We start from the raw sequence: 21,636 nt of genomic DNA, 5'->3' as shown, positions 1-21,636 counted from the left end.
TCCCCTGGATTGATAGGGGCGAGTAACCAGCAGCTGTAATTTGAAAGACTACGGGGATATTGCCGGGGCCGCCTGCTGGAGAGAAATCGCCATGACATCGTTAAGTAATGAAGCTGCACTGGTGCACGCGGCGCTTGAAGCGCGCGGCCTGGAAACTCCGCTATGTGGGGAAGTGTTGGATCGCGAGACGCGCAAGCGCCGTATCAAAGAGCACATGACTGAAATCATGCAGCTGTTGAACCTCGATCTGTCCGACGACAGCCTGGCAGAAACGCCGCACCGTATTGCGAAAATGTATGTCGATGAGATCTTCTCCGGCCTGGATTACGCCAACTTCCCGAAGATCACCGTCATCGAAAACAAGATGAAAGTGGACGAAATGGTGACGGTGCGTGATATTACCTTGACCAGCACCTGCGAACATCACTTCGTCACCATCGATGGTAAAGCCACCGTGGCATATATTCCTAAAGACTCGGTGATTGGCCTGTCGAAAATCAACCGCATCGTGCAGTTCTTTGCCCGCCGCCCACAGGTACAGGAGCGGCTGACTCAGCAGATCCTGGTGGCGTTACAAACGCTGCTAGGCACCAACAACGTGGCGGTCTCGATCGATGCGGTGCATTACTGCGTCAAAGCTCGCGGTATTCGTGACGCTACCAGTGCTACCACCACTACGTCGCTGGGCGGGCTGTTCAAGTCCAGCCAGAATACGCGCCAGGAGTTCCTGCGTGCGGTGCGTCACCATCACGGTTGATAGCTGCCCCTCACCCCAACCCTCTCCCATAGGGAGAGGGAGCTGATAAGTCCCTGCTCTTTTGGAAGCAAAAGGGTCATATCAGCAAATGAATACGAGGCTGCTGCTTAATGGGGTTTCTACTTTTACTAGACTTGAATACAAACTCAATCAACCTCCTCATCGAAAGTGAATCACACTAATTTCAAGCACACTCGATCGGTCCCCTCTTCTTGTGGGAGAGGGTTAGGGTGAGGGGTCTTGTTACTGATTGAAATACAGCGGAATAACATGAACGCTAACGAAACTCCCCGGCTACCACGCATTGCTACGCTGGACTGCGTACGCGGTATCGCCATCCTTGGCATTCTACTGCTGAATATCAGCGCATTTGGCCTGCCGAAAGCCGCCTACCTCAACCCCGCCTATCTGGGGATGCCCTCCACACGCGATGTCTGGACCTGGGCACTGTTGGATCTGTTCGCTCAGGTCAAGTTCCTGGCCATGTTCGCTCTGCTGTTTGGTGCCGGTCTGCAACTGTTGCTACGGCGGGGCAAAGTCTGGATCCGCGCCCGGTTATCCTGGTTGGTTCTGATTGGCCTTGGGCACGCCATTTTCTTATGGGATGGGGACATCCTGCTGGCCTACGGGCTGATCGGCCTGGTGTGCTGGAGGATGATCCGTGACGCGCAGAATACCTTCACTCTGTTGAAAACCGGTGCGGTGCTGTATCTGATCGGCGTGGCGGTGTTGCTGCTGCTAGGGTTTATCTCTCACGGTGAACCGGGCAGTTTCTGGCAGCCGAGCGTGGCCGAATTGCAGTATGAGACGTTCTGGAAGCTGCAAGGTGGGCCGGAAGCCTGGCGCAGCCGCCTGGGTCTGCTCTCTTCCAGCCTGATAGCCATCGGTGCGCAGTATGGCTGGCAACTGGCCGGGCTGATGCTGTTTGGTGCAGGCATGATGCGTAGCGGTTGGCTGCGTAACAGCTATTCACCTGCTTACTACCGCCGCCAGGCCGCCTGGCTGATACCGCTTTCATTGCTGATCCAGTTACCCGGTGTGCTGCTGCAGTGGCAGCTGAATTGGGAGTATCGCTGGAGTGGCTTTCTGCTGCAGGTGCCGCGTGAGTTGGGCTCGCCGCTGCAGGCCATTGGCTATCTGGCTCTGGTCTACGGTTTTTGGCCAACGCTTTCCCGCCTGCGTATCAGCCACTGGCTAACCCAGGTCGGGCGGATGGCGCTAAGTAATTACCTGCTACAAACCCTGATTTGCAGCACGCTGTTCTTTCGTTTTGGCCTCTATCAACAACTCGACCGTTTGCAGCTATTGGCGGTCGTCCCCCTGGTGTGGCTGGCTAACCTGCTGTTTTCCACGCTGTGGCTGCGTTACTTCGCACAGGGCCCGATGGAATGGCTATGGCGCAAGCTGACTTCCCTTGCCGCGGGCGAAAGTCTCCGTCAGCCGACAAAATGAGATCTGGCGCAGGTAGGTTAAAAAATTGTATGTAAACGTTTTCTTTCCTGTGACGGAATTCACGCTGAGGAGGATGACAAACGGGGTAGGATAACGCCACTGTCTACTCTGTCGACCTCGGGACGTTTCATGAATTCTGTGCATTCAACCACCATTCGCGATGTGGCGAAGCGTGCGGGTGTGTCCGTCGCTACCGTCTCGCGAGTGCTGAACAACAGCGCCCTGACCAGCAAAGAGACCCGTGAACAGGTGCTGAAGGCGGTGGCGGAACTGGGTTATCGGCCAAACGCCAACGCGCAGGCATTGGCAACCCAGAGCAGTGAAACGCTGGGCGTGGTGGTGATGGATGTCTCCGATCCGTTCTTCGGCGCGTTAGTGAAAGCGGTAGACACGGTGGCGCAGCAAAACCATAAATATCTGCTGATCGGCAACAGTTACCATCAGGCGGACAAAGAGCGTCATGCCATCGAGGTGCTGATCCGTCAACGCTGCAATGCCTTGATTGTTCATGCAAAAGCGTTAGATGACGCAGAACTGATCGCCTTTATGGATCAGATCCCGGGCATGGTGTTAATTAACAGAATTGTAACGGGCTATGAGCACCGCTGCGTTGGTCTGAACAATGTGTTTGGTGCTGAAGTTGCCATGCGCTTGCTGCTCTCGCAGGGGCATCAGCGGATCGGTTATCTGGGCTCCGATCACCCTATCGAAGACGGCCCGCTGCGCCAGCAAGGCTATAGCCAGGCGATGGCCGCAGCCGGTTTTTCCCCACCGGATAGCTGGCGGGCCTACGGTTCACCGGACCTGCAAGGCGGTGAAGCGGCAATGGTTGAACTGCTGGGCCGCAACCTGCACCTGAGCGCCGTGTTCGCCTATAACGACGCCATGGCAGCTGGCGCCATGGCGGTGCTGAAAGAAAACGGTATCACGGTACCGCAGCATTTCTCGCTGGTGGGGTTTGATGATATCCCGATTGCCCGCTATACCAGCCCCAAGCTAACCACCATCCGTTATCCGATCGTTTCAATGGCCACCCTGGCTACCGAGCTGGCGCTTAAGGGCGCTGCCGGGCAGCTTGAGCCTCAGGCTTCACACCTGTTTATGCCGACGCTGGTACGCCGCCATTCTGTCGCGCCGTGGCAAAGTGAGGCTTCGGTCACTCTCTGAACATTTAATATTGTGTAACCGTTTTCAATCTGTGAGAAAATTCACAGATTATTAACATAGTGCCGTCTATGCTCTAGTCGTTTTCCAGCGCAAAGGCTCTTGCCAGCCAAGCTTTTAATCTGGCGCTGACACAGCATCACAGGAATAACAAGCAACACGGATGACAGGAATTCTTTTGAAACTGCCACGCCCAACTGTGTGCATTGTGGCTAAAGGCTTAATACCGAGTACGACCCTCTACAAACCGGAGACAGACAATGAATAAGAAGGTTTTCACCCTGGCCGCGCTGGCCGCAAGCATGATGTTTGGCGCAGCTGCGCATGCTGATACCCGCATTGGCGTCACGATTTACAAATATGACGACAACTTTATGTCGGTGGTGCGCAAGGCGATCGAGAAAGATGCCAAAGCTTCTCCGGATGTCACGCTGCTGATGAATGACTCACAGAATGACCAGTCCAAGCAGAATGACCAGATCGACGTACTGATTGCCAAAGGCGTAAAAGCGCTGGCAATCAACCTGGTGGACCCAGCCGCCGCACCGGTGGTGATTGACAAGGCACGTGCCAACGATATCCCGGTGGTGTTCTACAACAAAGAACCTTCCCGCAAGGCGTTGGATAGCTACGACAAAGCCTATTACGTTGGTACCGACTCTAAAGAGTCTGGCGTGATCCAGGGCGAACTGATTGCCAAACACTGGAAAGCCAACCCAGCCTGGGATCTGAACAAAGACGGCCAGATCCAATATGTGCTGTTGAAAGGTGAGCCGGGCCACCCGGATGCAGAAGCGCGTACCACCTACGTGATCAAAACGCTGAATGAAAAAGGCGATAAGACTCAGCAACTGCAGATGGACACCGCGATGTGGGATACCGCTCAGGCTAAAGACAAGATGGACGCCTGGTTATCTGGCCCTAATGCCAACAAGATCGAAGTGGTAATCGCCAACAACGATGCGATGGCCATGGGGGCGGTTGAAGCCCTGAAAGCTCATAACAAGAGCAGCATTCCGGTCTTTGGTGTCGATGCCCTGCCAGAAGCACTGGCAATGGTGAAATCCGGAGCGATGGCCGGTACCGTGCTGAACGATGCCGACAATCAGGCGAAGGCGACCTTCGATCTGGCGAAGAACCTGGCCGCGGGCAAACCTGCTGCCGACGGCACCCAATGGAAGATCGTCGATAAAATCGTGCGTATTCCTTACGTGGGTGTAGATAAAGATAACCTGTCTCAGTTCGTGAAATAAACCGAGATAGAGAGAAATGCCCCCACTGTTTTCTCAGTGGGGGAACTTATTAGAAGAACCCGTTAATTCTCCACTGCTGCAAGCCAGCTTGGGAGAGTGCTGGTTCCAGAATTAGCCAGGACTATTTATGGCCGAAAACTCTCGTGAGTGGCTACTGGAAATGACGGATATCAGTAAGTCGTTTCCTGGCGTAAAGGCATTAGACAAAGTGAATTTACGCGTACGTCCAAACTCCATTCATGCACTAATGGGGGAGAACGGCGCCGGAAAATCCACCTTATTAAAATGTCTGTTTGGCATTTATAAAAAAGACTCCGGCAGTATTCTGTTTCAGGGTCAGGAAGTCGATTTCAAAAGTTCCAAAGAGGCGTTGGAGCAGGGTGTTTCGATGGTGCACCAGGAACTGAACCTGGTGTTGCAACGTACCGTGATGGACAACATGTGGCTGGGGCGCTACCCCACCAAAGGGCTGTTTGTCGATCAGGACAAGATGTACAAAGACACCAAGGAAATTTTCGACGAACTGGATATCGATATCGATCCCCGCGCCAAAGTCGGTACGCTTTCGGTATCCCAGATGCAGATGATCGAAATTGCCAAGGCGTTCTCCTACAACGCTAAAATTGTGATTATGGATGAGCCAACCTCTTCTCTGACCGATAAGGAGGTGAATCATCTGTTCACCATTATCCGTAAGCTGAAAGAGCGTGGCTGCGGCATCGTGTATATCTCGCACAAGATGGAAGAGATCTTCCAGCTATGCGATGAAATCACCATTCTGCGCGACGGCCAATGGATCGCCACCCAGCCCCTGGAAGGGCTGGATATGGACAAGATTATCTCGATGATGGTTGGGCGTTCGCTGAGCCAGCGTTTCCCCGATCGTCAGAATACGCCGGGTGAGGTGATTTTAGAGGTGAAAGGCCTGACCTCGTTGCGCCAGCCTTCGATCCGCGATATCTCTTTCGATCTGCATCAAGGGGAGATCCTGGGCATTGCCGGGCTGGTGGGCGCCAAGCGTACCGACATTGTGGAAACCCTGTTTGGCATCCGCGAGAAGGTGGCTGGCACCATCAAGCTGCACGGTAAAAATATCAACAATAACAGTGCGAACGAAGCCATCAACCACGGTTTTGCCCTGGTGACAGAAGAACGTCGTTCCACCGGTATTTATGCCTATCTGGATATTGGCTTTAACTCGCTGATCTCCAATATCCGTCAATACAAGAACAAAATGGGCCTGCTGGATAACAGCCGGATGAAAAGCGACACCCAATGGGTGATCGATGCCATGCGGGTGAAAACGCCGGGCCACCATACCAATATCGGTTCGCTTTCCGGCGGTAATCAGCAAAAGGTGATCATTGGCCGCTGGCTGCTGACACAGCCGGAAATCCTGATGATGGATGAGCCAACGCGCGGTATCGACGTGGGGGCCAAGTTTGAAATCTACCAGTTAATGACCGAGTTGGCGAAGAAGGGCAAGGGGATCATTATAATCTCTTCCGAAATGCCGGAGCTTTTGGGAATTACCGACAGAATATTGGTGATGAGTAATGGTCAGGTTGCGGGCATTGTGAATACCAAACAGACCTCGCAAAATGAAATATTGCGGCTAGCCTCCTTGCATCTTTAAGGATCGTAATTATGAGCGCACTGAATAAAAAAACCTTGTTCACCTATTTTAAAGAAGGTGGCATTTATCTGGTCCTGTTGGTGTTACTGGCGATTATTATTATCCAGGACCCGACCTTTTTAAGCCTGATGAACCTGAGTAATATCCTGACCCAGTCCTCGGTGCGTATTATCATTGCGCTGGGCGTGGCCGGGCTGATCGTCACGCAGGGGACAGACCTTTCCGCCGGGCGTCAGGTAGGGTTGGCAGCGGTAATTGCCGCGACCCTGCTGCAATCGATGGATAACGTCAACAAAGTGTTCCCGCATATGGAAACCTGGTCGATCCCGCTGGTGATCTTGCTGGTTTGCGCCGTGGGCGCGGTGATTGGCCTGGTCAACGGCTTGATTATCGCCTACCTCAACGTGACGCCGTTTATCACCACGTTGGGCACCATGATCATCGTTTATGGGATTAACTCCCTGTATTACGATTACGTGGGCGCTTCACCGGTGGCCGGTTTCGATCCGAAATTCTCCACCTTTGCCCAAGGGTTCTTGCGATTCGGTGACTTCAAGCTGTCATATATCACCTTCTACGCCATTATTGCGATTGCCTTTGTTTGGGTGCTGTGGAATAAAACCCGCTTCGGCAAGAATATCTTCGCCATCGGTGGTAACCCGGAAGCGGCGAAAGTCTCTGGCGTCAACGTCCCGCTGAACCTGATCATGATTTATGCGCTGTCTGGGGTGTTCTATGCCTTTGGTGGCTTGCTGGAAGCGGGGCGTATCGGTAGCGCCACCAACAACCTCGGCTTTATGTATGAACTGGATGCTATCGCGGCCTGTGTGGTCGGCGGGGTGTCGTTCGCCGGTGGGGTAGGTACGGTACTGGGCGTGGTGACCGGGGTGATCATCTTTACCGTCATCAACTACGGCCTGACCTATATCGGCGTGAACCCTTACTGGCAGTACATCATCAAGGGTAGCATTATCATCTTCGCGGTAGCGCTGGACTCCCTGAAGTACGCCAAGAAAAAATAAGTCTGTTTTATGCTTTACGATAACGGCCAGCATCTGCTGGCCGTTTGCTTTTGCTATGTCACACGGCAGAGATGCCATCTTATTGTTATTCCAGTCGTCGCTGTTCTCCCTCACCCTAGCCCTCTCCCCAAAAAGGAGAGGGGGCAGAACGGAGCTGCGTTCAGGGACAGGAGTTTATTTGTGGCCATGCTGCTCTCGCTTAAGCATTTGGTGTTGTAGTCAGACGCAGGGGGTTAATCTGTGGCACGTACGGTTCCCTCTCCCTTTGGGAGAGGGTTAGGGTGAGGGGCATTCACTTCAGCTCTTCTTCTGCTGCTGAGCCTTAAGCTTTTCTGCCGCCAGCTTGTGCTCCAACTCCACCAACTGCTCCGGAGACACCGCCGGGTAACCCGGGGCATCTTCCGGCACCTTATGCATCGCAGATATCGGGATTAATGGGCCAAGGAAGCGGGGCTCACGCTTGAGGATATACAGATCGGTCAAGGCTCCCAGGCGGGCAAAGATCTCGCGCACGCGTACTGTCATCATGTTTTTTGGCGAAGGTACTGCATAGCATTGCGCCTGGATGCCCATATGCAGGGCGATAAACAGGGCGCGCTCGCAGTGGAAACGCTGGGTGATGATGATAAAGTCGTTGGTATCGAACACCTTGCGCGTACGGACGATGGAGTCGAGGGTACGGAAACCGGCATAGTCGAGCACGATATCGCTAGGCGCAACGCCAGCGGCCAGCAAATCGCGGCGCATGGTCATCGGTTCGTTGTAGCTTTGCTGGGCATTATCGCCGCTCAGCAGCAGGTACTTCACCTTACCGCTGTTATAGGCGTTGATCGCCCCTTGAATACGGTAGCGGTAATATTGGTTAAGCACGCCGGTACGGTAATATTTGGAGGTGCCAAGCACCACCCCCACCTGACGGTGTGGTAGCGTTTGCATTTCTTCGTAAATGTAAGGCGCGGTTTTCCAACTTATCCAGCGATCGAGCGCGATAGCCGACAGCATCAGCACCGAAATGATGATGAACAGGCTAATTATCAGGCGTTTCCACATGTTGATGCCTTGCGCGAACGAGGGCTAAAGTAAGACTCAAGGCTACTTTACCTGCTCGGCAGACGCAAGCGGCGTGCCGTTTAGCGCAGGTATTACGCTGCATTTTTCAGCAAAATCTGGTCTTGGCGTGATAACCGGGCCTGACTAACAGGCCCGGTGAGGAACTTAGAACGATGTACGCTTGTAGATACGATACTGCGGGCGCCAGAAGTTATGTTCAATGGCTTTAGACAACGCTTCTTCCGACGTCACCACTGCTACACCCTGTAACTGAGCGGCTTTGCCCACTTCCATCGCGATGCATTTGGATACGCCCTGAATATCATCGATATTCGGCAGCAGTGCGCCGTGGCCGTCGGTAGCCAGCGGAGAGCAGTCGGCCAGGGCACGGCTGGCGGCCATCAGCATGGCATCGGTGACCCGTTTTGCCCCAGCAGCCAGTACGCCAAGGCCAATCCCCGGGAAGATATAGGAGTTGTTGCACTGGGCAATAGGGAATAGCTGGTCTTTATAGGTTACCGGTGAGAATGGGCTGCCAGTGGCGACCAGTGCGGCACCGTCGGTCCAGTTGATGATATCTTCTGGCCGGGCTTCCACGCGGGAGGTTGGGTTGGACAGCGGCATCACGATCGGGCGCGGGCAATGCTTGTGCATCTCACGGATCAGCTCTTCGGTAAACAGCCCCGGCTGGCCGGAGACGCCGATCAGCACGGTCGGCTTGGCGTTGCGCACCACTTCCAGCAGGGAGATCGCATCGCTCTCTACCTGCCATTGATCCAGATTGGCACTTTTCTGCACCAGCTTGCTCTGGAAATCGAGCAGGTTCGGCAACTTATCCGTCAGCAGGCCAAAACGGTCAACCATAAACACGCGAGAGCGGGCTTCTTCTTCGCTCAACCCTTCGGATTTCATCTGGGCGATGATCTGCTCGGCAATACCACAACCTGCGGAACCGGCCCCCAGGAAGGCAACGGTTTGATCGCGCAATTGGCTGCCAGCGGCACGGCTGGCGGCAATCAGGCTGCCCAGCGTCACGGCGGCGGTGCCTTGGATATCGTCGTTAAAGCAGCACAGCTCATCACGATAGCGATTAAGCAGCGGCGTGGCGTTGTTCTGGGCGAAATCTTCAAACTGCAACAGCACGTTTGGCCAACGGCGTTTCACCGCCTGGATGAACTCTTCCACAAAGGCGTGATATTCATCGCCAGAAATACGCGGATGCCGCCACCCCATGTAGAGCGGATCGTTCAGGCGTTGCGGGTTGTTGGTGCCGACGTCCAGCACCACCGGCAAGGTATAGGCCGGGCTGATGCCGCCACAGGCGGTGTACAGGGAGAGTTTACCGATCGGAATACCCATGCCCCCGATGCCCTGGTCGCCCAGGCCAAGGATGCGTTCACCGTCGGTGACCACAATCACCTTAACGTTCTGCTTGGTGGCGTTTTGCAACATATCGTCGATGCGATCGCGGTTCGGGTAGGAGATAAACAGCCCACGTGCGCGGCGATAGATATCGGAGAAATGCTCACAGGCTTCACCCACGGTTGGCGTATAGATGATGGGCATCATCTCGCTCAGATGCGAATCCAGCAGGCGATAGAACAGCGTTTCGTTGGTGTCCTGGATATTACGCAGGTAGATGTGCTTGTCGTTATCGTTCTTGAAATCCTGATACTGACGGTAAGCGCGTTCCACCTGTTCTTCGATGGTTTCTATCGCTTCCGGCAGCAAGCCGTGCAGGTTGAAGTTACTGCGTTCTTCTTCGGAAAAGGCGCTGCCTTTATTCAGCAACGGGAACTCCAACAGAATGGGGCCAGCGTAGGGGATGTAGAGAGGGCGTTTGCTTTCGTATTCCAGTTCCATCAGTTTTACTCTTTGCCTAGGGTAAGCTTATTACTGCCGATCCTAAGATATCGGCAAAATATGTACAGCATTTGTTAGTAAATAATGAGGAATTGTCGTTTGTTGCTGGTTTTTTAGCCGGATTGCGGCGGAGCACGATGGCTCCGCCTGAGGGATCAGAAGGTGATGCGTTGGACGTCTTGGCAACCCAAGGCCGCCAGGGTGGCCGTTGTAGCATCCCACTGGGTCAGAATTGCGCCTTCTGCTTCTGCCAATACGGCACGGTGGATTTTCTGGCAATCGCCACCGGAGACATTCATCAGGATCAGTGCGGCCTGCAATGGCGGCAGGCTAGGGTTGAATGCGGCGTTTTCTGCATAGCGGCCAGCGTAAACCTTGCCGTCTTCGGCTTCCAGCGCTACGCCGCTATGGGCGGTGCTGTAAGGAGCATGGCTGCGGTTGGCGGCATCCAGGGCAGCTTTCGCCAATTCATCATCCAGCGTAAGTTGGAAACCGTGATCGACCGGATCCATCAGCAACTCGCTGATTTGCAGATCTTTCGGGCCGAAGGAGTAAGGCAGGTAATCACCCAGCGTGGCGGTCGCCCGTGCAGGCAAGTGGATCTCCAACTCGGTGCCGCTGTTAAGCTCATTCATAAACTGGCGGCAGTGGCCACAGGGTGAGTAGTTGACGGTGACCGCAACCAGTTTGGCTTCGCCACGCAACCAGGCATGAGTGACAGCACACTGTTCCGCGTGCACGGTTTGTTGCATAGGTGCACCACGGAATTCCATGTTGCCACCAAAATACCAGTTGCCACTGACGCCACGAGCGACAGCCCCAACGTGGAAATGCGAAATCGGCGTTAACGAGCAGGCCGCCGCCAATGGCAGCAGAGCAAAGGCCAGAGCATCGTCATCCAACCCGCACTGTTGCTTGATCGCCGCAATCTGCTCGGCCTTGAACATGGCTGCGAAATCAGGCGCATCTAAATAAGGCAGCAGGGCGGATTGCAGGGCCGTTGGCAATTCGCCGTAGGCAGTTTGAAAGCGCGAGTGCATAAGAAGTCTCTCTACAAGTTAACGGGTTAACATTCTAGGCAACCGGCCCACAATAAAGTGTGACTAATATCTATTTTTTAATGAAACAGATGCAATGAAACTTATAAATGCGAGATGTATCGCGGGTTTTTAGTCGTTAACCAAACAGCCGCAGCAGTATCGGGAACACGAACGGCGCAGTCAGCGAGGTAATAATCCCGCAGATAACCAGAGCCAGCGAACTGAAGGCGCCCTGCTGGTAATCCATTTCTACGCAGCGTGCGGTACCCAACGCATGGGAGGCGGTCCCCATCGCCAAACCGCGCGATGAATTGGTGTTGATCCGCAACAGGCTAAGCAGCGAATGGCCAAAAACCGCCCCCAGAATACCGACAAAAATCACGCACACCGCGCTGATGGCCGGGATGCCGCCAATCGACTCGGCTACCGCCATGGCTATCGGGGTCGTCACCGATTTTGGCAAGATCGAGGCGGCAATTTCGGGCTTGGCCCCCATCAGCAGGGCAATGGCACCGCCGCTGATCATCGCGGTCATGCTGCCAATAAAGCAGACGGTGATGATGGATTTCCAACGCGCGCGGATCTGATGGATCTGCTCGTATAGCGGAAAGGCAAGGGCGACCACCGCCGGTTGCAGCAGATCGTTGAGGATTTTGCTGCCTTGAAAATAGCGTTCATAAGGAATGCCGGTCAGCAACAGCAGCGGGATAATCACCGCCATCGAGACCAATAATGGGTTCAGCAACGGCATATGGAGCTTTTGCGCCAGCTTGCGTGCCGCGTAAAACACCACCAGGGTCAGCGGCAAGGACCACCAGATATTTTGCATCATTGCTCATCCCCCGCATCTTTTGCTTTACCGAGGATGGGACGCTCGCGGTGGAAGTAATGTGAAGTATAGCCAACCACCACAAACACCAGCAGCGTACTGATCAGGCAAGACACGATCAGCGGAGCCAGATCGTCAACTATCTGGTCGTAATACTTCATGATACCGACGCCGATTGGCACGAACAGCAGCACCATATAGCGGATAAACAGATGGCAGCCAGGCTTGACCCATTTGGCCGGGAGAATTTGTGAGGAGAGCAGGGCAAACAGGATCAACATTCCGATAATGCTGCCGGGGATGGCGATCGGCAGCAGCGCCGAAATGGCGTTACCGGCGAACAGGCTGAGGTAGATCAGCACGATCGCCCTGACATATTTCCAACACAGGTTAAATAGGTTGCCCATAGTGCATTCTCGTTGATGTTGACGCATTCATCATACAATTAAACTGTGAGCTACGCCACAAAACGCATCATGAATTCTCGCTATGCCTATCATGCCATTTTGGCAAGATTGTGGCCCGCTTTAAGTGTAGCGGGCCAGGCTATTCCGCGCTGCTCAGGCTGGCAAGCGGCTTTTGCTGTTCCGCCAACCGATGGCCGAGGAAGAAGAACAGCAGGCTGAACAACGCAGCGGCGATCAACACCAGGAACATTACCGGCGGTGGCGCATAGCTCAGCAGGAAGCCGCACATCACCGGGTTGATGGCTCCCCCCAGATTACTCAGGCTCTGCACGCCGTAATAGCTGCCTTTCAGGTGCGGCGGGGCGATAAAATCGATAAACATATATTCGACCGGAATGACGATGATTTCCCCCAGGGTAAAAATCGCCATGGCCAGCACCCATAGCCATATCGAAAGGCCTGCCAGCATAAAGCCGATCAGCCCCAGGACGAAGAACAGCGTGCCCAGCATCAGCCAGCGCAGCATGTTGTCCTGGCGCATACCGCGGCTCAGTAGATACTGCAGGGCGATTACGATGCAGGCGTTGACGATCATCACCACGCCAATCACTTTGTATGCAAATTCGGCATCGCTAACGATGATCAGATACTGCGACAGATAGCCGGTAAATTGGCCAAACACCACCGCGCCTAACGTGCTGCCAAGGGTGAAATAAATCAGCCGCCGATCGCCGCGTAGCACATTCAACGTCTGGCGGAAGTTGAGAACCGACGGTGGAGTGTTGCCGGTGTCTTCTATCGGTGGCGATGGATAGTTGCGCAGGCGGAAGCTCAGGGTGATCACCGTCAGTAATGCCAACCCGCCGGACAGGTAGAATGGCAGCAGTGGGCTGTAACCGGCTACCATCACGCCCAATGATGAGCCGACGGCCCAGCCAACGTTCACCAGCGTATAGTTGATCGAGAAGGCCTTGATACGTTGGTTTACCGGCAGCCAACTGGCAAAGCAGGCCTTGATGGCGATGCTGAGCACCGCATAGGCGGTATGTAAGATGGCTAGCACCAAGATAACGCCAGCGGGGTGCGTGACCCATGGGATAGCAAAAAAGCTCAGCGAAAATAGCAGGATGGCGAGCAGGATCAACGGATTTTTATTAAAGCGATCGACCAGATAGCCTCCATAAAAGCTGCTGATGATACCGATAGTCAGGCTGACGCCCAAGATAATGCCCACGCTTTTCGGCAGCAGGTGGAAGTGCTCGGTCAGGTAAATGGTGATAAAGGGCAGCGTGACGCCACGGCCTATGGTCAGCACCAGCGAACTTGCCAGCAATATCTTAATCAGTGGGGGGAATCCCTTCATAACCAAACCTGTTGATGCATACAGTTATTACGCCAGTGCAACTACAGTAGCTTATTTTGTGATGCAGAGAAGGGGGGAACGGAAAAATTGTTTAAAAAAAAGAGGCTACGTCTGTAGCCCCTCGGTAAAACAGCATTATTTACCGGATTTAGCCTGCAGGGTAGCAAACCAGGGTTGGATGAAATCTTCGCTGCTGCCCCAGCCTGGAATAATTTTACTCAGTGAAGCTACGTTGATCGGACCGGTCTGGCTGACCAGCAGGGCCTGCGGGATGGCGGCGGCTTTAAACTGATAGGTGGCAGGCGTTGGCTCACCCGCCAGCTTGTTGGCAATCAGGCGTAGGTTGACGGCCCCGATCAGCTTGGTATCTACCGCAACGCTGACCTTCCACGGGCTACCGGCTTCGCGCATCAGTTGCAGATCCTGGTTGGAGATATCGATGCTGTAGAGTTTGATCTCGGTGCGGCCATTTTCTTGCAGCGCCTTATAGGCTCCCTGGCTGAAGGCATCCCAGGTGCCCCAGATGGCATCAATTTTACCTTTCGGGTATTTGGCCAGCACCGCACCGACTTTATTGGCGGTATCGCCCTGGACGTCGGAAGATACCGCCCCGATCGATTCCAACTCATGAATACCCGGATTTTGCTTGAGTAACTGCTGGTAAGCGGCCTGGCGGCGCTCCATCGGCGGGAAGCCTGCAACCCACAGCTTGATAATGTTGGCCTTGCCATCGAAGTCTTTAATCAGCTGGCCGAAGGATTCATTGGCCAGCGAGACATCATCCTGTTGGGAAACGGTGACGCCGGGGATCTCGCCGCTAACGTCGGTATCAAAGGCCGATACCGCGATACCTGCCGCAGCGATGCGCTTGACCAGATCGGTGGAATAGGGCGCGCGGCCTTGAGAAAGAATGATGCCGTCATACTTTTGGCTGATGGCCTGGTTAACGAAGTCCTGAAAACGCGCGTCATCACCGTTGCTCAGGAAGGTATCCACCTTGAAACCGAGCTTGCGCCCCTCCTGGATTGCTCCGGCCAAAAACTGGGTGGTGTTGTCATCGGAACCCAGGTTACGGATCACCGCGACGCGGATCTGCCCTTGATGCTGGGCAATAGCGTCAGGAACGGGGGCAAGCGTGGCTTCAGCGGCCAGCAGGGGCAGGCAGGTCAGCAGACTGAGGGCGAGCAGTGAGGTCTTTATCATTTTCATTATTGGCTCCGAAGCAGGTGAAGAGTTCCTGGTAAAATTGGATGTATGGCTGTCTTTATGTCTGGATGTCTATTCTGTGCGATGCAGCATCATAACCAGATGCCCGGCAATTGGGAATCCACCGGCTTATGAATTTTTCTCAGGTGTTATAACGATTGGTTTGGATGAGGTACGCAGTTTTGGCAGAAGCCGGGAGATCGACGGTGCTGGTAGCAGTAATCTTGGCTGATGAAGAATGCAATCACGCTGATTAAGGCGCGCCGTTTAAGATCTGATATGACCGAGGCAGAACAAGCCTTGTGGCTACAGCTGCGCGATCGCCGCTTGGCGGGGTTTAAGTTTCGGCGGCAATTTCCGGTTGGGCCTTTCTTTGTCGACTTTGCGTGTTGGCAGGCGAAGCTGATTGTTGAGTTGGATGGTGGCCAGCATTCTGGACAGGTGGCTTATGACCAGCAGCGCACAAGCTTTCTAGAGCAGCAGGGTTTTACCGTGATTCGTTTTTGGAACGATGAAGTATTGCGCAATTGGGAGGGAGTGAGGCAGGTGATTTTATGGCATTTGCAGGATCGTGTTTCCCCTCATTCTAGCTTCTGAGATACCCCTCACCCCAACCCTCTCCCGTAGGGCGAGGGAGCTGTCCGGAGCATATAGTTAGCCCGTGCTGCTTCGGTAGCTTAGGAAATTATGGGGTAAGAAGAAAGGTTGGGTATGACTCAGAGAAACCAGCGAACTCGATCAGTCCCCTCTCCCTGCGGGAGAGGGTTAGGGTGAGGGGACTTTGCTTGATATTACAAAAACTTATTTAACCTGCATACCAGGCTGTGCGCCGCTGTCCGGGCTGAGCAGGAAGATTTCCTTGCCGCCAGGGCCAGCTGCCATCACCATCCCTTCGGAAACGCCAAAGCGCATTTTACGCGGCGCCAGGTTGGCCACCATAATCGTCAAACGCCCTTCCAGCAGTGAAGGATCAGGGTAGGCAGAGCGAATACCGGAGAAGATCTGGCGTGATTCACCGCCCAGATCCAACTGCAGCTTCAGCAGCTTGTCGGAACCTTCAACAAACTCGGCGCTCTTGATCAGCGCGATACGCATATCGACCTTGGCGAAATCGTCAAAGCTGATGGTGTCCTGAATCGGATCGTCTGCCAGCGGGCCGCTGACAACTTTCTGGCTGGCGGCCAGATCTTCTTTTGATGCATTTACCATTTCATTCACTTTGTCGAGATCGATACGGTTGAACAACGCTTTGAAGGTGCTCACCTGATGGCCCAGCAGCGGCTGCTCAATGCCATCCCAGCTCAGTTCGCAGTTGAGGAACGCTTCGGCACGTTCGGTCAACGCAGGCAGTACCGGCTTCAGGTAGGTCATCAGCACGCGGAACAGGTTGATGCCCATCGAACAGATAGCCTGCAGATCGGCGTCGCGGCCTTCTTCTTTCGCTACTACCCAAGGGGCCTGCTCATCGACATAGCGGTTGGCCAGATCGGCCAGCGCCATGATTTCGCGGATCGCCCGGCTGGTTTCACGGCTGGCATAGGCCTGCGCAATGCTGGTGGCAGCATCAACAAAGGTCTGGTACAGCGCAGGGTCGGCCAGGTGGTCGGCTAACTGCCCGGCAAAACGCTTGTTGATAAAGCCAGCGTTACGGGAAGCCAGGTTGACCACTTTGTTCACGATATCCGCATTCACGCGCTGCACGAAGTCTTCCAGATTCAGGTCGATATCGTCGATGCGTGAAGAGAGCTTGGCGGCGTAGTAATAACGCAGACAATCGGCATCCAGGTGCTTGAGGTAGGTGCCTGCTTTAATGAAGGTACCGCGCGACTTGGACATCTTGGCGCCGTTCACCGTCACATAGCCGTGCACAAACAGGCTGGTAGGCTTGCGGAAATCGCTGCCTTCCAACATTGCCGGCCAGAACAGGCTGTGGAAGTAGACAATATCCTTACCGATGAAGTGATACAGCTCGGTAGTGGAGTCTTTACGCCAGAACTCGTCGAAATCCAGATCGCCGCGTTTATCGCACAGGTTCTTGAACGAGCCCATGTAACCGATTGGTGCATCCAGCCAGACGTAGAAATACTTGCCTGGCGCATCCGGAATTTCGAAGCCGAAATATGGCGCATCGCGGGAGATATCCCACTGTTGCAGGCCGGATTCGAACCATTCCTGCATCTTGTTTGCCACCTGCTCTTGCAGTGCGCCGGAGCGTGTCCAGGCTTGCAGCATGTCGCTGAAAGCGGGCAAGTCGAAGAAATAGTGCTCAGAATCACGCATTTCCGGGGTAGCGCCGGAAACCACGGATTTAGGATCGATCAGCTCGGTTGGGCTGTAAGTTGCGCCACAAACTTCGCAGTTATCGCCATATTGGTCCGGAGATTTACATTTCGGGCAGGTGCCCTTCACAAAACGATCCGGCAGGAACATGCCTTTCTCGGGATCGTAAAGCTGAGAAATGGTGCGTCGCTTGATATGGCCGTTCTCTTTCAAGCGGCCATAGATCACACCTGACAGTTCACGGTTTTCTTCGCTATGGGTCGAATGATAATTCTCATAGCTGATGCCAAAACCGGCGAAATCCTGTTGGTGCTCGCGGCTCATTTCCGCGATCATCTCTTCTGGCGGGATACCCATCTGCTGTGCTTTGAGCATGATTGGCGTACCGTGCGCGTCATCCGCACAGATGAAATGAACTTCGTTGCCGCGCATTCGTTGGTAACGAACCCAGATATCTGCCTGGATGTGCTCGAGCATGTGGCCGAGATGGATGGAACCATTTGCGTACGGTAGCGCGCACGTCACCAATAATTTTTTCGCGACTTGAGCCATAATGAAAAGTTGCTTTCTTTAATGAGTGAAAAGGGTCTTTGATGTTACCCGATCGCGCTCTCTGCTGCTAGGGCGGTTTCTTTCGGGTTATACGAGCGAGTTACCCTGCAGTTCTGATATGCTTATCGGGTTGCTACCCATTCAAAATCAAGGAGCCGGGATGAACGCCAAATCCCCTGAGCAGACCAACCCTGAAGTTCTGCGCGCCCTGGTGACCGGAGTATTGGCCGCCTTCGAACACCCGACGTTAAAAAACAATCTGACCGCACTGAAAGCCATTCACCACTGCACGTTGCTGGACAATGTCCTGCATATCGAATTGGTCATGCCGTTTGCCTGGCAAAGCGGGTTCGAGGCGCTGAAAGAATCGGTGAGCGCCGAACTGCTGCGTGTGACCGGCGTTCAGGCTATCGAATGGAAGCTGAAGCACGATATCACCACCTTGAAGCGTGCCAACGACCAGGCCGGTGTGAAAGGTGTGCGTAACATTATTGCCGTCAGCTCCGGCAAAGGCGGTGTGGGGAAATCCAGTACCGCAGTCAACCTGGCACTGGCGCTGATCGCCGAAGGTGCCAAAGTGGGGATCCTGGATGCGGACATTTATGGCCCGTCGATCCCTAACATGCTGGGCACTGAACATGAGCGCCCAACCTCGCCGGACGGCCAGCATATGGCTCCGATCATGGCGCACGGTTTAGCGACCAACTCTATCGGCTACCTGGTGACCGACGACAACGCCATGGTGTGGCGTGGGCCGATGGCCAGCAAGGCGCTGCTGCAACTGTTGCAGGATACGCTGTGGCCGGACCTGGATTATCTGGTGCTGGATATGCCGCCAGGCACCGGGGATATCCAACTGACCCTGTCGCAGAATATCCCGGTGACCGGTGCGCTGGTGGTGACGACACCACAGGATATCGCCCTGCTTGATGCCGCCAAAGGCATTGTGATGTTTGAAAAGGTGCATGTGCCGGTATTGGGCATCGTTGAGAACATGAGCATGCATGTGTGCAGCAACTGTGGGCATCACGAGCCAATTTTCGGCACCGGTGGGGCAGAGAAGCTGGTGCAGAAATACCATAGCCGCCTGTTGGGGCAGATGCCGTTGCATATCTCGTTGCGAGAAGATCTGGATCGCGGGCAACCGACCGTGGTCAGCCGCCCGGACAGCGAGTTTGCCGAGATGTACCGTCAACTTGCGGGGCGTGTCGCGGCTCAGATGTACTGGCAAGGGGAAGCTATCCCTACCGAGATCTCCTTCCGCGCTCTGTGATTGCCCTGCATTAAATTGTTAGTTTAGTGTTCTCGTCTCCCCCTCACCCCAACCCTCTCCCACAGGGAGAGGGAGCTGATAGCCCCTGCTCTTTTGGAAGTAATAAGGTGATCAGGCAGCTCGACCGTCACTTTAACCAGGATGAGCAGGGTCAGTCAGCTGGTACTGATGAAGAATCACTACACTTTCAACCTAACTCGATCGGTTCCCTCTCCCTGTGGGAGAGGGTTAGGGTGAGGGGCCATTAACGGCTCAGAGGTGCTGAAACCTGTGGGTTTTTGTGCAAATCAGCCCGGACAAAAGGTTTTTCTACCGGCGCAATGGTCACGGCAATCCTTTCCAGTAACCCCTGGGTCGGTGCCGCAGTGCCTGAATTGATCAGGACAATGGGCAGCGCCAGCGTAACGGCGATTTTGCGGTAGGACAGCCGCGGTGGTTGCGTGCCACGTTGCAGCATCAAGAAGGTGCTGCTGACGATAAAGCCGAGCGCCAGACCCGTGATCACCTCAGAAGTGGAATGGGCGTGGATCACCAAACGTGAATAACCGACTACGGCGGCCAACAGATAGCCGACGATCACCGCAGTACGCCTGACTGGCGACGAGAAACGCCCACAGAGTAACCACAGCAAAACCGGCCAGATACTCGCAGACAGAGCCGAGTGGCCGCTGAACCCGGTAAAATCCCAGTGGCGGCTGCCGATGCCCCAGCCCATAAACGCCAGCTTCGATACGCAGACTACGGCACCCACGCCGCCAAACAGCAGCATCCATTGCCAGGTTGGTTTTCTGCTGGTAGGGGACAGGAGTAGAATAATAAAGACGATGGCTGCGCAGGGCAGCAGCAGCATGCTGTCACCAAAAAAAGTCAGAAAATGCCAGTTCATGTGCGGTTGTACTCTAAGAAATAGGATCGAAGACGGTCTTGATGATGGCGTGAATTGTACCCTGAGTCGCCGATTTGCAGTAGCGTAAAAAATCTTAAATCCCCCGGCCAAAGAAAATCTGAGCGTTAATCTGGGGATTATCTCCCGTCCTACCGTCTAAACGCTGGCGCCTGAGGCGCTAACTCCCTATAATTGGCGTGTTTTACACCCCTTTCCCCACATTGAAATCAGGTCTTTAATTTTATGACTGACAAGTCGCATCAGTGCGTCATTATTGGTATAGCTGGCGCATCAGCCTCCGGAAAAAGCCTTATTGCCAGTACGTTATACCGCGAACTCCGCGATCAGGTTGGCGATCAACATATCGGTGTGATCCCGGAAGACAGTTACTACAAAGACCAGACGCACCTGACCATGGAAGAGCGGGTCAAAACCAACTATGACCACCCCAGCGCCATGGATCACAATCTGCTGTTCCAGCATCTGCAAATGCTGAAATCCGGCCAGGCGATTGAGCTGCCGCTGTATAGCTACACCGAACATACGCGTAAGAAAGAGACGATCCATCTCGAACCCAAGAAAGTCATCATCCTGGAAGGGATCCTGTTATTGACGGATATCCGCCTGCGCCAGGAAATGAACTTCTCGATCTTTGTCGATACCCCGCTGGATATTTGCCTGATGCGCCGTATGAAGCGCGACGTGAATGAACGTGGCCGCTCCATGGATTCCGTGATGGCGCAGTATCAGAAAACCGTCCGCCCAATGTTCCTGCAGTTTATTGAGCCTTCAAAGCAATACGCCGATATTATCGTACCGCGCGGGGGTAAAAACCGTATCGCGATAGATATCCTGAAGGCAAAAATCAGCCAATTCTTTGAATAAGTCATTAACAGGCCAGCCTGTTTTTGCTGGCCTTTAACGAACTATTTGAGCCCCGACATAGACCTTGAGCCCGTTGTGTGGCAATTTTCGTATAAGTTTATGCGCCTTGATGGAATGGAGAAAATAATGAGACTGTGCGACCGCGATATCGAAGCCTGGCTGGATAACGGAAAACTGGTGATTTCACCGCGTCCTCCCATTGAGCGTATTAACGGGGCCACAGTGGATGTCCGTCTGGGCAATCAGTTCCGCGTGTTCCGTGGCCATACCGCTGCCTTTATCGATCTCAGTGGCCCAAAGGATGAAGTGAGTGCTGCCCTCGACCGCGTAATGAGCGATGAAATCGTGCTGCCGGAAGGCGAAGCCTTCTTCCTCCATCCGGGGGAACTGGCGCTGGCGGTGACGCTGGAGTCGGTCACCATCCCTAACGATCTGGTTGGCTGGCTCGATGGCCGCTCTTCGTTAGCCCGCCTGGGATTGATGGTGCACGTTACCGCACACCGTATCGATCCCGGTTGGCAAGGCTGTATTGTGCTGGAGTTCTATAATTCAGGTAAGCTGCCGTTGGCATTACGCCCTGGCATGTTGATCGGTGCGCTGAGTTTCGAACCGCTTTCCGGGCCTGCTGCACGGCCATACAATAGCCGCCAGGACGCGAAATACAGGGATCAGCAAGGGGCCGTGGCCAGTCGTATTGACAAGGATTAACAGCGAACCG

General features: G+C 54.2%; 19 protein-coding genes. 10 read left to right on the top strand and 9 right to left on the bottom strand.

The annotated features are described in order from the left end of the window. Positions 1–91 precede the first annotated feature (91 nt). From folE to mglC, 6 genes are all read left to right on the top strand, one after another. Complete coding sequence (gene folE, locus N6G83_RS22505; protein ID WP_021180574.1) at positions 92–757, top strand: GTP cyclohydrolase I FolE; 666 nt, start codon at positions 92–94, stop codon at positions 755–757. A gap of 270 nt (positions 758–1,027) precedes the next feature. Next, positions 1,028–2,209 (top strand): DUF418 domain-containing protein YeiB, encoded by a 1,182-nt coding sequence (gene yeiB, locus N6G83_RS22500; RefSeq protein ID WP_211135152.1) that lies wholly within the window; start codon positions 1,028–1,030, stop codon positions 2,207–2,209. A gap of 129 nt (positions 2,210–2,338) precedes the next feature. Further along, positions 2,339–3,376, top strand: coding sequence for an HTH-type transcriptional regulator GalS (galS, locus tag N6G83_RS22495; protein ID WP_024528553.1), 1,038 nt, complete (start codon positions 2,339–2,341; stop codon positions 3,374–3,376). A gap of 257 nt (positions 3,377–3,633) precedes the next feature. Then, positions 3,634–4,626 (top strand): galactose/glucose ABC transporter substrate-binding protein MglB, encoded by a 993-nt coding sequence (gene mglB / locus N6G83_RS22490; RefSeq protein ID WP_021180577.1) that lies wholly within the window; start codon positions 3,634–3,636, stop codon positions 4,624–4,626. Between the two features lie 127 nt (positions 4,627–4,753). Continuing rightward, a complete protein-coding gene (gene mglA / locus N6G83_RS22485) occupies positions 4,754–6,262 on the top strand; it encodes a galactose/methyl galactoside ABC transporter ATP-binding protein MglA (RefSeq protein ID WP_260524026.1) in 1,509 nt (502 codons plus the stop codon). A gap of 11 nt (positions 6,263–6,273) precedes the next feature. Continuing rightward, positions 6,274–7,284: a galactose/methyl galactoside ABC transporter permease MglC gene (gene mglC, locus N6G83_RS22480; protein WP_021805061.1), complete on the top strand. Its 1,011-nt coding sequence runs from the start codon at positions 6,274–6,276 to the stop codon at positions 7,282–7,284. Between the two features lie 297 nt (positions 7,285–7,581). Here the strand turns inward: mglC and sanA are convergent, their stop codons facing one another. From sanA to N6G83_RS22445, 7 genes are all read right to left on the bottom strand, one after another. After that, entirely contained in the window at positions 7,582–8,334 is a 753-nt protein-coding gene (gene sanA / locus N6G83_RS22475; protein ID WP_074028798.1) for an outer membrane permeability protein SanA, read from the bottom strand. A 165-nt stretch (positions 8,335–8,499) separates the two neighbouring features. Next, on the bottom strand, positions 8,500–10,197 hold the full coding sequence (locus N6G83_RS22470; protein ID WP_021805059.1) for an NAD-dependent malic enzyme: 1,698 nt from the start codon (positions 10,195–10,197) through the stop codon (positions 8,500–8,502). Positions 10,198–10,352: 155 nt separating this feature from the next. Beyond that, positions 10,353–11,237 (bottom strand): cytidine deaminase, encoded by an 885-nt coding sequence (gene cdd, locus N6G83_RS22465; protein WP_024528556.1) that lies wholly within the window; start codon positions 11,235–11,237, stop codon positions 10,353–10,355. A 136-nt stretch (positions 11,238–11,373) separates the two neighbouring features. Beyond that, on the bottom strand, positions 11,374–12,069 hold the full coding sequence (locus tag N6G83_RS22460; protein ID WP_021180583.1) for a CidB/LrgB family autolysis modulator: 696 nt from the start codon (positions 12,067–12,069) through the stop codon (positions 11,374–11,376). Then, entirely contained in the window at positions 12,066–12,473 is a 408-nt protein-coding gene (locus tag N6G83_RS22455) for a CidA/LrgA family protein (RefSeq protein ID WP_024528557.1), read from the bottom strand. Before N6G83_RS22455 ends, N6G83_RS22460 begins: the two co-directional genes overlap by 4 nt. Before the next feature lie 139 nt (positions 12,474–12,612). Further along, positions 12,613–13,836, bottom strand: coding sequence for an MFS transporter (locus N6G83_RS22450; RefSeq protein ID WP_024528558.1), 1,224 nt, complete (start codon positions 13,834–13,836; stop codon positions 12,613–12,615). A gap of 135 nt (positions 13,837–13,971) precedes the next feature. Then, positions 13,972–15,045 (bottom strand): sugar ABC transporter substrate-binding protein, encoded by a 1,074-nt coding sequence (locus N6G83_RS22445; RefSeq protein ID WP_024528559.1) that lies wholly within the window; start codon positions 15,043–15,045, stop codon positions 13,972–13,974. A 228-nt stretch (positions 15,046–15,273) separates the two neighbouring features. On the opposite strand from N6G83_RS22445, the gene N6G83_RS22440 reads away from it, so the two are divergent. Further along, a complete protein-coding gene (locus N6G83_RS22440) occupies positions 15,274–15,639 on the top strand; it encodes an endonuclease domain-containing protein (protein ID WP_211136479.1) in 366 nt (121 codons plus the stop codon). Positions 15,640–15,843: 204 nt separating this feature from the next. On the opposite strand, the gene metG is transcribed toward N6G83_RS22440, so the two are convergent. Further along, positions 15,844–17,874 carry a methionine--tRNA ligase gene (gene metG / locus N6G83_RS22435; RefSeq protein ID WP_024528561.1) on the bottom strand — a complete coding sequence of 677 codons (2,031 nt, stop codon included), beginning with the start codon at positions 17,872–17,874 and terminating at the stop codon, positions 15,844–15,846. A 160-nt stretch (positions 17,875–18,034) separates the two neighbouring features. Here metG and apbC point away from each other — a divergent pair, with 160 nt between their 5' ends. Beyond that, positions 18,035–19,147 (top strand): iron-sulfur cluster carrier protein ApbC, encoded by a 1,113-nt coding sequence (apbC, locus tag N6G83_RS22430; RefSeq protein ID WP_021805051.1) that lies wholly within the window; start codon positions 18,035–18,037, stop codon positions 19,145–19,147. A 244-nt stretch (positions 19,148–19,391) separates the two neighbouring features. On the opposite strand, the gene N6G83_RS22425 is transcribed toward apbC, so the two are convergent. After that, complete coding sequence (locus tag N6G83_RS22425; RefSeq protein ID WP_211135879.1) at positions 19,392–20,033, bottom strand: phosphatase PAP2 family protein; 642 nt, start codon at positions 20,031–20,033, stop codon at positions 19,392–19,394. Between the two features lie 243 nt (positions 20,034–20,276). Between N6G83_RS22425 and udk the strand changes: the two genes are divergently transcribed. Further along, positions 20,277–20,918: a uridine kinase gene (gene udk / locus N6G83_RS22420; protein ID WP_021180590.1), complete on the top strand. Its 642-nt coding sequence runs from the start codon at positions 20,277–20,279 to the stop codon at positions 20,916–20,918. A gap of 126 nt (positions 20,919–21,044) precedes the next feature. Continuing rightward, positions 21,045–21,626: a dCTP deaminase gene (gene dcd, locus N6G83_RS22415; protein WP_024484888.1), complete on the top strand. Its 582-nt coding sequence runs from the start codon at positions 21,045–21,047 to the stop codon at positions 21,624–21,626. Positions 21,627–21,636 lie beyond the last annotated feature (10 nt).

The organism is Serratia sp. PL7 (assembly GCF_945957435.1).
The sequence above is the reverse complement of the archived record's forward strand: the minus strand, read 5'-3'. Positions and strand labels throughout refer to the sequence as shown.

Excerpts from the sequence above, each read along its gene's own strand:
- folE (WP_021180574.1), top strand. The coding sequence starts at position 92 with ATGACATCGTTAAGTAATGAAGCTGCACTGGTGCACGCGGCGCTTGAA.
- yeiB (WP_211135152.1), top strand. The coding sequence starts at position 1,028 with ATGAACGCTAACGAAACTCCCCGGCTACCACGCATTGCTACGCTGGAC.
- galS (WP_024528553.1), top strand. The coding sequence starts at position 2,339 with ATGAATTCTGTGCATTCAACCACCATTCGCGATGTGGCGAAGCGTGCG.
- mglB (WP_021180577.1), top strand. The coding sequence starts at position 3,634 with ATGAATAAGAAGGTTTTCACCCTGGCCGCGCTGGCCGCAAGCATGATG.
- mglA (WP_260524026.1), top strand. The coding sequence starts at position 4,754 with ATGGCCGAAAACTCTCGTGAGTGGCTACTGGAAATGACGGATATCAGT.
- mglC (WP_021805061.1), top strand. The coding sequence starts at position 6,274 with ATGAGCGCACTGAATAAAAAAACCTTGTTCACCTATTTTAAAGAAGGT.
- sanA (WP_074028798.1), bottom strand. The coding sequence starts at position 8,334 with ATGTGGAAACGCCTGATAATTAGCCTGTTCATCATCATTTCGGTGCTG.
- N6G83_RS22470 (WP_021805059.1), bottom strand. The coding sequence starts at position 10,197 with ATGGAACTGGAATACGAAAGCAAACGCCCTCTCTACATCCCCTACGCT.
- cdd (WP_024528556.1), bottom strand. The coding sequence starts at position 11,237 with ATGCACTCGCGCTTTCAAACTGCCTACGGCGAATTGCCAACGGCCCTG.
- N6G83_RS22460 (WP_021180583.1), bottom strand. The coding sequence starts at position 12,069 with ATGATGCAAAATATCTGGTGGTCCTTGCCGCTGACCCTGGTGGTGTTT.
- N6G83_RS22455 (WP_024528557.1), bottom strand. The coding sequence starts at position 12,473 with ATGGGCAACCTATTTAACCTGTGTTGGAAATATGTCAGGGCGATCGTG.
- N6G83_RS22450 (WP_024528558.1), bottom strand. The coding sequence starts at position 13,836 with ATGAAGGGATTCCCCCCACTGATTAAGATATTGCTGGCAAGTTCGCTG.
- N6G83_RS22445 (WP_024528559.1), bottom strand. The coding sequence starts at position 15,045 with ATGAAAATGATAAAGACCTCACTGCTCGCCCTCAGTCTGCTGACCTGC.
- N6G83_RS22440 (WP_211136479.1), top strand. The coding sequence starts at position 15,274 with ATGAAGAATGCAATCACGCTGATTAAGGCGCGCCGTTTAAGATCTGAT.
- metG (WP_024528561.1), bottom strand. The coding sequence starts at position 17,874 with ATGGCTCAAGTCGCGAAAAAATTATTGGTGACGTGCGCGCTACCGTAC.
- apbC (WP_021805051.1), top strand. The coding sequence starts at position 18,035 with ATGAACGCCAAATCCCCTGAGCAGACCAACCCTGAAGTTCTGCGCGCC.
- N6G83_RS22425 (WP_211135879.1), bottom strand. The coding sequence starts at position 20,033 with ATGAACTGGCATTTTCTGACTTTTTTTGGTGACAGCATGCTGCTGCTG.
- udk (WP_021180590.1), top strand. The coding sequence starts at position 20,277 with ATGACTGACAAGTCGCATCAGTGCGTCATTATTGGTATAGCTGGCGCA.
- dcd (WP_024484888.1), top strand. The coding sequence starts at position 21,045 with ATGAGACTGTGCGACCGCGATATCGAAGCCTGGCTGGATAACGGAAAA.